The sequence below is a fragment of the Caldicellulosiruptor hydrothermalis 108 genome (assembly GCF_000166355.1).
Lineage (GTDB): Bacteria > Bacillota > Thermoanaerobacteria > Caldicellulosiruptorales > Caldicellulosiruptoraceae > Caldicellulosiruptor > Caldicellulosiruptor hydrothermalis.
The window spans coordinates 2,126,437-2,139,199 of record NC_014652.1 but is presented as its reverse complement, the minus strand read 5'-3'; the positions used below and the strand labels follow the sequence as shown (position 1 = coordinate 2,139,199).

General features: G+C 35.6%; 14 protein-coding genes and 1 riboswitch. All 14 genes read left to right on the top strand.

The genetic code is table 11. The features are described 5' to 3' along the window. Positions 1 to 4: 4 nt before the first annotated feature. The 14 genes from CALHY_RS10530 to hisS all read left to right on the top strand — a co-directional run bounded on the left by CALHY_RS10530 (position 5) and on the right by hisS (position 12,726). Positions 5 to 1,492 (top strand): HD-GYP domain-containing protein, encoded by a 1,488-nt coding sequence (locus CALHY_RS10530; RefSeq protein WP_013403935.1) that lies wholly within the window; start codon positions 5 to 7, stop codon positions 1,490 to 1,492. Positions 1,493 to 1,553: 61 nt separating this feature from the next. Beyond that, on the top strand, positions 1,554 to 2,138 hold the full coding sequence (locus tag CALHY_RS10525; RefSeq protein ID WP_013403934.1) for an ANTAR domain-containing response regulator: 585 nt from the start codon (positions 1,554 to 1,556) through the stop codon (positions 2,136 to 2,138). Further along, positions 2,114 to 2,836, top strand: a complete 723-nt coding sequence (locus tag CALHY_RS10520; RefSeq protein ID WP_041723193.1) for a gamma-glutamyl-gamma-aminobutyrate hydrolase family protein — start codon at positions 2,114 to 2,116, stop codon at positions 2,834 to 2,836. Before CALHY_RS10525 ends, CALHY_RS10520 begins: the two co-directional genes overlap by 25 nt. Then, positions 2,836 to 3,624 carry a mechanosensitive ion channel family protein gene (locus tag CALHY_RS10515; protein ID WP_013403932.1) on the top strand — a complete coding sequence of 263 codons (789 nt, stop codon included), beginning with the start codon at positions 2,836 to 2,838 and terminating at the stop codon, positions 3,622 to 3,624. The genes CALHY_RS10520 and CALHY_RS10515 overlap by 1 nt, the downstream gene beginning before the upstream one ends. Before the next feature lie 37 nt (positions 3,625 to 3,661). After that, entirely contained in the window at positions 3,662 to 5,380 is a 1,719-nt protein-coding gene (locus CALHY_RS10510) for a proline--tRNA ligase (protein WP_013403931.1), read from the top strand. Positions 5,381 to 5,469: 89 nt separating this feature from the next. Continuing rightward, entirely contained in the window at positions 5,470 to 6,099 is a 630-nt protein-coding gene (locus CALHY_RS10505; RefSeq protein ID WP_013403930.1) for a cyclase family protein, read from the top strand. Between the two features lie 143 nt (positions 6,100 to 6,242). Next, the gene (locus CALHY_RS10500) at positions 6,243 to 6,869 is read left to right on the top strand and encodes a phosphoribosyltransferase (protein WP_013403929.1); all 627 of its coding nucleotides are present in this window, start codon (positions 6,243 to 6,245) and stop codon (positions 6,867 to 6,869) included. A gap of 96 nt (positions 6,870 to 6,965) precedes the next feature. Then, a complete protein-coding gene (locus CALHY_RS10495) occupies positions 6,966 to 7,490 on the top strand; it encodes a hypothetical protein (RefSeq protein ID WP_013403928.1) in 525 nt (174 codons plus the stop codon). Positions 7,491 to 7,517: 27 nt separating this feature from the next. Next, entirely contained in the window at positions 7,518 to 8,429 is a 912-nt protein-coding gene (locus tag CALHY_RS10490) for a hypothetical protein (protein ID WP_013403927.1), read from the top strand. 19 nt (positions 8,430 to 8,448) lie between these two features. Then, positions 8,449 to 9,318 carry a hypothetical protein gene (locus tag CALHY_RS10485; RefSeq protein ID WP_013403926.1) on the top strand — a complete coding sequence of 290 codons (870 nt, stop codon included), beginning with the start codon at positions 8,449 to 8,451 and terminating at the stop codon, positions 9,316 to 9,318. A 206-nt stretch (positions 9,319 to 9,524) separates the two neighbouring features. Further along, positions 9,525 to 10,382, top strand: coding sequence for a cation diffusion facilitator family transporter (locus tag CALHY_RS10475; protein ID WP_013403925.1), 858 nt, complete (start codon positions 9,525 to 9,527; stop codon positions 10,380 to 10,382). 51 nt (positions 10,383 to 10,433) lie between these two features. Beyond that, positions 10,434 to 10,497: riboswitch (Fluoride riboswitch) on the top strand. 91 nt (positions 10,498 to 10,588) lie between these two features. Next, positions 10,589 to 10,987, top strand: a complete 399-nt coding sequence (gene crcB / locus CALHY_RS10470; RefSeq protein ID WP_013403924.1) for a fluoride efflux transporter CrcB — start codon at positions 10,589 to 10,591, stop codon at positions 10,985 to 10,987. Further along, complete coding sequence (gene crcB, locus CALHY_RS10465) at positions 10,984 to 11,340, top strand: fluoride efflux transporter CrcB (protein ID WP_013403923.1); 357 nt, start codon at positions 10,984 to 10,986, stop codon at positions 11,338 to 11,340. The genes crcB (CALHY_RS10470) and crcB (CALHY_RS10465) overlap by 4 nt, the downstream gene beginning before the upstream one ends. A 120-nt stretch (positions 11,341 to 11,460) precedes the next feature. Beyond that, positions 11,461 to 12,726 (top strand): histidine--tRNA ligase, encoded by a 1,266-nt coding sequence (hisS, locus tag CALHY_RS10460; protein WP_013403922.1) that lies wholly within the window; start codon positions 11,461 to 11,463, stop codon positions 12,724 to 12,726. The last annotated feature ends 37 nt before the right edge of the window (positions 12,727 to 12,763 follow it).

The window sequence follows — 12,763 nt, the reverse complement described above, 5'->3', positions numbered from 1 at the left end:
AAGATTGAAACTACAAAAGAATTTATGGATGAGGATTTTTGAGTTTTTTCTCTTCTTCTTGATATGTTTTCCACTGGCAGTTCAGGTTGCCGAAATTTTTTTTCATGTTAAAAAACCTATCATTGAATATCTTCAAATTGTAACTCTGTTCTTTGCGATGGTATTTTTTACAGTCTTTTATATTCTCAGATATGGCAGTATATTGAAAAGATATAGAGTGTTTGAGAAAAAACAAAAGGTCATAATTAAAAAGCTAAAAGAGGAAAAAGATAGTATTGAAAAAAATTATATTGATAGTATCCGACTGAACAAAGAGATGACAAATATTGTAAAAAGATTAATTGAGACAGAAAGGGACTTAAGAGAAAAAAATGAATGGTTTAAAAATTTTTTTGAGCTCTCAACTAAGATTATTAGTCTTTCGAATGTAGAAAATATAGTTGAGGTTATAGGTGAGTATAGCCATGGAAGTTTAAGATTTTTTCGCATGAGCATTTATCATGATAGTGATTATAAAAGATTCAAAATCTTGAGCGAGTTTGGGCAAAAAGATGTACATGAACAGCTGCTTCTGAGCAGAGCAAGAGAGGATATCAATATTGCTTACAAGATAGAAAATAATAACTTGGTAAAAGTAGCTATTCCGATTGTTTCAGAAGAGAGATGTGAAGGTATTTGTTTTTATGGAATTGAATGCAAAAGCACTTCAAGCGAAGATGTTGAATATTATATCAGCCTGTGCAATTTTATTACTATAGCCATAAAAAATGCCATTTATTATTCAAATCTCAAAAAACAGAAATCAGAAATAGAAGATTTGTATGAAAAAAGCACTTACATGAACGAAAAACTGAAAGAGACAATTGAGGAGTTAAATAAATCAAAGGCAGAACTGGAGAAGAAAAATCAAGAAATTGAAAAGTTCTTCTATGAAACAATCTTATGCTTGTCCAAAGCAATTGAGTACAAGGATGTGTATACAAAAGGACACTGCGAAAGAGTGCAAAGCATTGCTTTAAAGATTGCCGATGAGCTTTCGCTTTCAGAGGAAGAAAAAGATGTTCTAAAGGTTGCGTGTTTGCTTCATGATATAGGAAAGATTGGTGTGAAAGAGGATATACTGAACAAGAAAGGTTCTTTAGAAGCTCATGAGTATGAGGAAATACAAAAACATCCTTTAATAGGTTACAACATTTTAAAAGATTTAGAGTTTACGGACAGAATCAAAAAGGTTGTGCTTCAGCACCATGAAAGGGTGGATGGCAGAGGTTATCCGTTTGGATTGAAAGATGAAGAAATAGACCTTCTTGCAAAGATTGTAGCTGTTGCCGATGCTTATGATGCAATGACTTCTGATAGACCCTATAGAAAAGCTTTTGATAAGGAGACAGCTTTAAGCGAGATGAAAAGGTGTGCCGGCAGCCAGTTCGATACTACTATAGTGGAAAAACTGATTAATTTAGCCCAAAAAGGTTTAGTGATGTTTTTATAGAAAAAGAAAAAGGAGTGTGTTAAAATTATTAAATAAGCTTGATAGGGAGCAAAGAATAGAGATGTTCAAGGTCATTTTGGCTATAAAGAACCAAAAATTATTTTCTGTTGTAAAAAGTACCCTTATTGAAAATGGCTATACCATTGCTGACACTGCTTCGGACTTTGCAGATTGCCTAAGAAAGATAAGGGTTTTAAAACCAGATATTGTTGTTATGGAGTATGGATTTAGTGTTGGCAGTATGGTGGAGATGATAGATATTCTAAAAAATGATAGAATATGTCCTGTTGTCATCTTGGCAAACCAGGCACAAAGGTCTAATATAGAAAGTGTAATCTTAGAAGATGATGAGTTCAACATTTTCTTGTACAGTCCATTTAATAAATGGGCATTCATATCTTTTGTTGAGACTATTGTAAAAAATTGGATGAGATTAAGAAAGTTAGAAGAGCAAATAAGAAAGCTTCAGGATGATTTGGAAACAAGAAAGCTTGTTGAAAGGGCAAAAGGGATTTTGATGAAGGAGCTAAAGCTTGATGAGGAAAGTGCTATGAAAAAGCTTCAAAAGCTCAGTATGGACCACCAGATGCCTATTAAAGAAGTGGCAAAGAGAATCATAGAATGGAAATTAAAGAACTCAAAGTGAATAAGGCAAGTCAAATGAAAGTTCTTATATTTGGCGGGTTTGATGCAGACAATAGAAAACTTTATGTTATGAATGAGTACATAGAAGTACTTTTAATGTTAAATGCAAAACCCATAATTTTTCCTATAAGTGTCTTATCAACCGAGCTTTTAAGAGAGTACATACAGATGTGTGAGTGTGTTCTTTTTTGCGGAGGTGAGGATGTTCACCCTAAATTTTATGGCAGAGAACCTCAAGTAGGAATAAGAAGAATCAATCTTTTGAGAGATAGAATAGAGTTTGAAGCAATGAGAATTTCATATGAGATGGACAGAAGAGTTTTGGCAATCTGCAGGGGCGTGCAGGTTATGAATGTTGCGTTTGGTGGGACTTTGATACAGGACATAGAGAGAAAATCCTCCATCTCTCATTACCAGAATCTTGATGGTATGTATGGATATCACACTGTAGAAGTTGTTGGAGGGTTATTCACTCGCATCTTTGGATGCCGAAAGATTCTGGTAAACTCTTTTCACCATCAGGCAATAGAAGAGGTAGCACCTGGGTTTGAAATAGAGGCAGTATCAACAGATGGCATTGTGGAGGCAATTTCAAAAAAAGACAGAAGCTTTTTTGTAGGTGTGCAGTGGCATCCCGAGCTTATGGTAAAGGATGATCTTCTTCAAAAAAGGCTTTTTGAGAGGTTTTTGAAAGGGTGATGTATTTGAGTATTGGGGAGCTGTCTGAAATAATTTTGAAATATAGTGGGAAAATAATTTATTCGATAGTCATCTTGGTTATTGGTTTTTTGTTTTTAAAGTTTTCTAACAAAATACTGGAAAAATGGAAGAAAAAACAGAGAAGTTCTGTATTTCCAATTAATCAAAAGAGGATAGACACTCTTGCAGCACTTTTCAAAAGTATTATAAAATACTCTATATACTTTTTAGTGATTGTGCTCATTCTTGAAAACTTTAACGTTTCAATCAAAACAATCTTAGCTGTTGCAGGGATAGGTGGACTTGCGATAGGTTTTGGTGCACAGAGTTTAATTCGCGACGTGATAGCAGGTCTTTTTTTGATTATAGAAGATCAGCTGTCTGTCGGTGACTATGTTACCATCGATGGAAGAAGTGGTACTGTAAAAGAAATGGGAATAAAGACAATTAAAATTCAGGACTACAACGGCTCAATCCATATTATTCCAAATGGTTCCATAGGTGCCATTACAAACTGGTCGAGACACAACTCAAAGGCAATTGTGGATGTTAAGCTCAACACAAAGATGAACTTTGATGAGGTGTCTTTGAAGCTCCAAGAGGTGTTCAAAGAGATTGAAGAAGAATTCAAAGAAGACATTGTAACACCACCACAGATTGTGGGTATTGTGGACACAAACTGGATAGAATATACACTCAGAATTGTGACAGAGACAAAACCTCTTCGCCACTGGGATTTAGAGAGGGCGATGAGAAAAAAGATAATTGAAAAGCTTTTTGTAAGCTAAAAAACTAAAGTTTAGAAAGGGGTAGTAACAAGGGAAGATGAAAGTTTCAGAGCTTTTCATGCCAACTCTAAAAGAAACACCTTCAGATGCAGAGATAGAATCACATAAGCTTATGTTAAGATCTGGTTTTATGAGACAGCTCTCCTCTGGCATATATGTGTATCTTCCGCTTGGCTACAGAGTTTTAAGAAAAATAGAAAACATTGTCAGAGAAGAGATGGATAGAAGCGGAGCTCAAGAGGTTCATATGTCTGCACTTATGCCAAAAGAGCTTTGGGAAGAGTCTGGTAGATGGGCAGTATTTGGACCAGAGATGTTTAGAATAAAAGATAGAAATGAAAGGGAGTACTGTTTGGGACCTACTCACGAAGAAGCATTTACTTATATAGTCAGGAATGAGATTTCATCTTACAGGGACCTTCCAAAAATTTTGTATCAAATTCAAACAAAGTTTCGCGATGAAAGAAGGCCGCGGTTTGGTGTTATGCGCTGCCGAGAATTTACAATGAAAGATGCTTATTCTTTTGACATTGATGAAAAAGGCTTGGACATATCATATCAGAAGATGTATGATGCGTATGTGAGGATATTCAAGAGATGTGGGCTTGATGTAAAGATTGTGGAAGCAGACACAGGTGCAATGGGCGGAGCAAGCTCACACGAGTTCATGGTTCCATCTTCTGTTGGTGAGGCAGAGATTGCATATTGCAAAGCGTGCGGATATGCTGCAAACTTGGAAAAGGCAGAGTGTTTGGATGAGCCTGTTGAAAACAATGAGGAGCTTAAAGAAAAACAGGAAGTCTACACTCCAAATGTGAGGACAATTGAGGAGCTTGTGAACTTCCTGGGCATTGACAGCACAAGGTTTGTAAAGACAATGATTTACAAGGCAGATGACAAGTTTGTTGCAGTGCTGGTGAGGGGAGATAGAGAGGTAAATGAGACAAAGCTAAAAAATCTTTTAGGAGCTACAGACCTTGAGCTTGCATCGGCAGAGGATGTAGAAAGAATTACAGGTGCAAAGGTGGGATTTGCCGGACCAATTGCCCTTTCGATAGATGTGTATGCAGACAACGAGATAAAATATCTCAAAAACTTTGTGGTGGGCGCAAATAAGACAGATTATCATATAAAGAATGTTAATCTCTCAGATTTTAAAGTAACAAAGTTTGCAGACCTCAGGAATATAACCCAAGACGACCTTTGTCCAAAATGCCGCTCTCAAAAGGTGACAATTGAAAGAGGAATTGAGGTTGGACACATATTTAAGCTTGGTACAAAGTATACACAGGCATTTAACTGCGTGTACACAGATGAAAAAGGCGAAAAGAAGCTCATGATAATGGGATGTTATGGTATTGGTATTAACAGGACAGCTGCAGCTATCATTGAACAGATGCACGATGAGGACGGTATAATCTGGCCAATTACAGTCGCACCGTATGAGGTAATTGTTGTGCCTGTAAATGTAAAGGATGAAAATCAGAACAAGATTGCATTTGAGATTTATGAAAACCTTCAGAAAAATGGAGTTGAGGTTTTGATTGATGACAGAGATGAAAGAGCGGGTGTTAAGTTCAAGGATGCAGATTTGATAGGAATTCCGTTCAGAGTTACTGTTGGGAAGAAAATATCAGAAGGAAAGCTCGAGATTAGAAATAGAAGAACAAAAGAATCTTTTGAAGTTGAAATTGAGAAAGCAATAGAGTTTGTAATGAATCTAATCAAGGAAGAAAAAGCAAAATACCAAATATAAGTTTGAAATGTTTGTCAGCAAAAGGGGCTTTAGACAGAAGCCCCTTTTTATTATTTTAAAAAATGTTAAATTTCAAGGAGGGCTTGAAAATGAGGATTATAGATGTCAGTATTCCAATTTCTAATAGTATGGTATATTTTCCTGGTGACCCAAATCCGCAAATATCAAGGGTTTATAGCATTGAAAAAGGAGAAGTGGCAAATGTCAGCAAGCTCATACTTTCATCCCACACAGGGACGCACATTGATGCACCAGCTCATTTTATAAAGGATGGTAAGACAGTTGACCAGATTCCTTTGGAATACTTGATAGGAGAAGTCAAGGTTTTCGAGGTGTATGAAGACGATAGTATAACCAGAGAGTTTCTTGAAAGCAAGGATATAGAGTATGGTGATAGGATATTTTTCAAGACCAAAAATTCTCAGTATCTTAGCAACACCTCAGAGTTCTGTGAAAAGTATGTTTATTTGAGCTTAGATGCAGCCCAGTTTCTCATCGAAAAGAAAGTTCAGGTTGTGGGGATTGATTGTCTTTCGATAGAGGAATTTAACTCAAACGATTTTGCTGTTCACAAGCTACTTCTTTCCAATGATGTGGTGATTATTGAAGGTTTAGACCTTTCACAGGTATGTAGAGGGAAATACAGGTATGTGGCATTACCATTGAAACTAAAAGACTGTGACGGTGCACCTGCAAGGGTGGTGTTGATTGAAGACTAAGTTTCTTTGTTAAAGTGTAAAATTATGGGTTTCAAAATTAAAGCGATTTTTAGAAGGCACCAATGTGGTAAAATAAATGTAGGTGCCTTTTTTTGTTGTAATCAATAGCTTGTTTTTTTATAAAAAAGGAGTGAATTTTGAAAATGCTCTTCAAAGATAGAGTTGATGCGGGTGAGAAGCTCACAGAAAAGCTGAGGCTATTTAAAGAAAGGCAGGATGTGGTTCTTTTTGCAGTTCCAAGAGGTGGGGTGGTTGTCGCAAAAGTAATTGCAGATAGGCTCAAAATCCCTTTGGATATTGTGTTGGCAAAAAAGATAGGTGTCCCTTTTAACAAAGAGTTTGCTATTGCCGCAGTGGATATAAATGGAGATGTGGTTTTAAATAATGAATATGTAGAATATTTCTCTATGAGAGACGAATATATAGAACACCAAAAGAAAAGAGTCTTAGAAAGCTTAAAAGACCAAATAATTAGGTACAGGGGATCTGTTGAGTATAAAAGCTTGGAAAACAAGGTGGCAATAATAGTGGATGATGGAATTGCAACAGGTGCAACAACAAAAGCATGCATAAGGTTTCTTTCAAAACTAAATCCTAAAAAAATATACGTTGCAACACCGGTAATTGCACCTTCGACGTTAAAAGAGCTGGAAAAAGAATGTGATGGCATTTTTTATATTGTAAGTAGCGAGCCATTTTGGGCAGTTGGACAGTTTTACCTCGACTTTTCACAGGTCTCTGAAGAGGATATTAAAAAACTGCTAAGCTAAAATTTTTTTAAAAACTGTGTGCACAAAAATGTTAACATAAAAAGGCTTTTGTGATAATATAGAATAAAACAAATGGCGGTTGAGTGTGATGAAGAAATGGACTTTTACAGGATTGGTGATAAGGTCTTAAGTCTTCAAAAAATAGTGGATGAAGTCAAGAAGATATTGGACCTTCGTCAAAAAGGATTTTCGCAGATTGAGGTTTCCGAAAAGCTGAAAATAGATAGGTCTTTTATCTCAAAGCTTGAAGGGCTTGGAGAAGTACGCAAGGGCAAAAATATTGCTGCAATCGGATTTCCTGTAAAAAACAAAGATGAAGTAGAACAGGTATTGAAGAGCTACGGAATAAACTACTATCTTTTAATGACAGAAGAAGAAAGAAATAGTTTTATAAACTCCCTTTCTGCTGCTCAACTTTTGAATATCATGGGTGAATATATAAATAATTTTAAAATGTTTGACATTGTAATTGCCATGGGTTCGGACTTTAGACTAAACTGGTTCAAAGCTTTTCTTGATTGTGAGGTCATTACAATACCTCTGGGAAAATCTCCGCTCAAATATGATGTTGAAGTTGATGTTGAAGAGCTGAAAAAAATCTTAGATTCTATTGTGAAGTAGCAAGAAGGAAAAGGAGATGTTTTTTGCATGAAAAGGGTAGTGAGTGTCAGCATTGGTTCGAGCAAGAGAGATCACAAAACCCAAGCCAAAATAATGGGTATTGACTTTGAGATTGAAAGAATAGGGACAGATGGAGATATAAAAAAGGCAATAGAGATTATAAAGTCCTTAGATGGCAAGGTAGATGCCTTTGGTATGGGAGGAATTGACATTGTACTTTACGGTGGAGGTAAAAATTATGTCATAAGAGAGGCTATTCCTATAAAAAATGCTGCTAAAAAGACGCCTCTTGTTGATGGCACAGGTGTTAAAAATACCTTTGAAAAATGGGTTATAAAATATCTTCAAGACAACAGCATAATAGATTTCAAAGGAAAAACTGCACTTGTTGTATGCGCGCTTGATAGATACAAGCTTGCAGAGGGACTATATGAAGCTGGATGTAAGCTTTTGCTTGGTGATGCCCTGTTTGCCTTAGGAATTCCACTTATGATAAAGAGTCTCAAGGTATTTTACTATCTTGCAGCTTTGCTTGTCCCATTGATAATAAAATTACCATTTAGGATGTTGTATCCCAATGATGACAAAAAAGAAGAAAACCCTAAAAAGCTTAGAAAGTATTGGAAATATTTTGAAATAGCAGACATCATTGCGGGAGATTATAAATACATTCAAAAGTACATGCCAGATAGTTTGGAAGGAAAGATAATTATCACAAATACCATTACAAAAGAGGATGTTGAAGAGCTTAAAAGAAGAAAGCTAAAGATGCTTGTTACTACAACGCCTGAGTTTGACGGAAGATCTTTTGGGACAAATGTTGTTGAGGCAATTTTAGTTGCTCTAACAGGTAAAAAGTTGGAAAATATGAGTCAAGAAGAGATAGAAAAGCTCATAAAAGAGATTGATTTTAAACCCAGGGTAGAAATATTCTATTAGTAGAAGATATTTTCTTGGGTTGATAAAAATTTATACTATTACTTTTGTGTTAGAAGGTGAACGTAGAATTTTTCTTCCAGAATATGCAAGGTTTTTTCCTCTATTTTTAAGAAAAATTTTAGTTGCAAATTCCCAGCCTAAGTTCGAAGAGTATATAAGGCTAATTAGTGGAATAGAGATGAGATTAGAATTTTTCATATTTCCGAAAATGGAAAAGGTTTCAAAGAAACATAAAAAAATAAAACATTTTATTGACCAGCAAAGAAGAGGAAGAGTAATACACTTTGATTGGACATATGAACAAAATATTAACATTAATTGTTTTATTGCATATTATATTGTAAGAGAAATATTAAAAAAATACGGTCAACGTTTAAAAAATAGAAAAATAGGAATAATTGGACTTGAAAAAGCTAAAAAAAATGGACTTTTATATGAGCTTGCGGAAAATACAGATATTCTTTATACTTCATTTGCTTCATTTCAAGAGACAAAAATAGCTGATGAACTTTTGGGAGAGTTCGGAACAGTTATAATAAACTGCTGGGAAGAAGAGAAATTGTTTGAAAATGCGGATATAGTGTTTGTGTTCAGAGAGTTAGACAAGACAGCTTATGCGTTAAAAAGAGGGATAGTGTGCTATCCTGAAAAGGGTGTGGTAGAAGATTTTGAATTTTTGAAGAAGTTCTTTTTTCTTTCTGAGATTTGTGTTGATTTTCTTCCTCTGAAAGATATATGTATATATAACGTGACACCCTTTATCAATTTGCCTATTAACATGGTTGAAATCATTTGTGAAAAGCTTCTTTTTACAACCATAAATAGTTTTTCAGATGCCAAAAATGTCTTTACAAAAGACCTCTTTGATGTTAAAATAAAGCTCAAGTAATATGAAAAATTTAATATTTTCGAAGTGGTCAGAAAAGAGCGCTCAAAAGCTCTTTTCGGGCCTGGGAATTTTACCAGGCAGCAGGGATGAAAAAATCCTGCGGGACCCATGTTTTTACACAAAACATGAGTCTTGGCAGGATTTTTTTATTGTTTTAATAGTGTTGGCGAAGAAGCTTATGATGAAAGGGGTTTTAGTGAAGGTATATGGAAAAGCAGGGTGCGGCACTTTTATCAGTTTTTTCTAATACAGCCTTGGTTTTATTCAAACTTATTGCAGGTAGCATTATGGGTTCTGTGTCTGTTATATCAGAGGCAATTCACTCTGGCATTGACCTTTTAGCAAGCTTGGTTGCATATTTTTCCATCAAACAGGCAAGAAAACCAGCAGATAGTGACCATCCTTTTGGTCATGGCAAGTTTGAAAATGTTTCTGGTGCATTTGAGGCAATATTAATATTTTTAGCAGCAGCTATGATTATTTATGAAGCGATAAAAAAGATTATAAATAGGGGAGAAATTGAGAAAATAGAAACAGGGCTTTTGGTTATGCTAATCTCGGCCGTTATAAACCTTTTTATATCCACAAAACTTTTTAAAGTGGCTAAAAAAACAGATTCTGTGGCTTTGGAAGCAGATGCAATGCATCTTTTCACAGATGTGTTTACCTCATTTGGAGTATTCTTAGGGCTTGTTGCAATAAAACTTACACATATGTACATTATAGACCCGATAATTGCTATCATTGTTGCCCTGATGATAATAAAAGCTTCTGTTGATTTGACTAAAAAAGCTCTATGTGATCTTGTTGACAAGAGTCTTCCTCAAAACGAGATTGAGATAATTGAGAATATAATAAGAAGATACTCTCAGGTTACAAGCTTTCACAAGCTCAGAACCAGGAAAAGTGGAGACAGGCGCGAGATTGATGTTCACATTAGAATGGAAAATTCAACTACTTTAATCGACGCTCACAACCTTTGTAACCAGATAGAAAAGGATATAAAATCAGTTCTGCCAAATTCGTATATTACAATCCACATTGAACCTGAGGATGAGAAGTAGGAAGAGTCACAAAAAGTCTATATTGAAATCCACTGTGTTCGATGATATAATATTGCTAACGGCGATGGAGTCCGCCGTACAAATGCCAATGAGGGCTGATGACTCCTACAGATGCTGCAAAAGAGCAACATCTGTAGGAGTTTTTGTATTTTATAGGCCTAATTTCCTGCTGATTACTTTGATTTTACTGAAGGAGGCAAAGGTATATGAAAAACATTGTTGCAATTGCTATTGGAGCTTTTTTTGGTGCTATTTGTAGATTTTTTATATCTCAGCTGAGCCTTGGCAGCTTTCCATTTGCAACACTTTTTATAAACGTTATTGGCAGTTTTGTTTTGTGCTTTGTTGCAGAGATAACGGTAGAACACATAAAGATTTCAACCGCCTTAAGACACTTGATAACAACAGGTTTTATAAGCAGCTTTACAACCTTTTCTACATTTGTACTTGAAATTGTGAGGTTTTTAATGAAAGGAGAATTTACTGTTGCGATTGTCTATCCTCTTTTATCCATTGTACTTGGGCTTTTAGCTTCAATTTTTGGCTTTGAACTTGCAAGGGTTATTTCAGAAAGACAGCAAAAAGAGGAGTACGAGGCAGCATGAACTATCTGATTGTTGGAGCAGGTGGTATCATTGGAGCAATCTTGAGATATATAGTTGGGAAAATATTTAGAGAGGTAATGGACAAAGACCATCCTGTTGCTACATTGTTTATAAACGTGATAGGGAGTTTTTTAATAGGATATTTGTCAACAAAGCATCTTTCGAGTGAATACAAACTTTTTCTGATGACTGGTCTTCTTGGCGGGTTCACCACATACTCTACGTTTATGCTTGAAACATCAAGGTATATAAAGAGAGAAAAACACATGAAAGCCTTTATTTATGTACTTGTCTCTATCATTTTTGGAATAGTTGCAGCTGGTGTGGGAATTTGGTTAGCAAGCTTTGTCTAAGTATTACTATATTTTGATTATTTTTTAGGTCTCATCACTTGAAACCCCAAATTGAATTAATATATAATTTAAATATTGCAAATTCTAATCTTTTTAATTATTTTGAGGAGAGAGTAGGAAATGAAAATCCAAGCACCAAAAGGAACAAAGGATGTGCTTCCGGAAGAAAGTTATATGTGGCAATATGTTGAGAATAAATTCAGAGAGGTTTGCAAGCTTTATGGATATCAGGAAGTTAGATTTCCCACATTTGAGTACACAGAGCTTTTCCAAAGAGGTGTAGGCGAGACCACTGATATTGTCCAAAAAGAGATGTATACCTTTTTGGACAAGGGTGGAAGGAGCATCACTTTAAGGCCAGAAGGGACAGCATCCACAGCAAGACTATTTATCGAGCATGGTTTTGCGTCACGTCCGATGCCCCAAAGGTTTTACTACATTATTTCAGCTTTCAGGTATGAGAATACGCAAGGCGGAAGGTTTAGAGAGTTTCACCAGTTTGGAATTGAGAATTTTGGTTCTTCTTCGCCTGTGACAGATGCTGAAGTAATTTCACTTGCTTACAATTTTTTTACAAGCATTGGGCTTGACAATATTACTGTGAATATCAACAGCATCGGGTGTCCTGTGTGCAGGAAGGAGTATGTGAAAAATTTAAAGGAGTATTTTTCGGCAAATTCTCAAAAGCTCTGCACCACATGCCACCAGAGGCTTGACAAAAATCCAATGAGAATTTTGGACTGCAAAGAAGAGGGTTGCAAGCTGGTTGCAAAAGATGCACCAAAACCAATTGATTATCTTTGTGATGATTGTAAAAGCCATTTCGAAAGTGTGAAAACTTATTTAGATTCGGCAAAGGTTTTATACAAGGTTGACCCATTTATTGTTCGCGGCTTGGACTACTACACAAAGACAGTTTTTGAGATTGTGGCTACTGTCTCTGATAAAGAGCTTGCAATCTGTGGCGGTGGAAGGTACGACAATTTAATAGAACAGATAGGTGGGAATTCTATTCCAGGAATTGGTTTTGCAATTGGTGTTGAGAGACTCTTGATGCTGCTTGAGCAAAATGGTCTTCTTCCTGCAAAACCGCGGGTCCCAGAAGTGTTTGTGGCAACAGTAGGAGAAAATAGCCTCAAAAAAGCTTTTGAGATTGCAAGTAGACTCAGATTTGAAGGAATTTCCACTATAATTGAAGAGATGGGAAGAAGCTTAAAATCCCAGATGAAATATGCTGACAAGATTGGCTGTCAGTTTTCTATAATCATCGGAGATGACGAGATTACAAAAGGTGTTTGTAAGATTAGAAATATGAAGACATCTTCAGAGGAAATAGTAGAAATAGAAAATGTTTGTCAGTATTTAAAAGAAAAACTTCAAAAATAACAAGGATGTTTTTATAACTTTAAAAAATTTAAAAGAA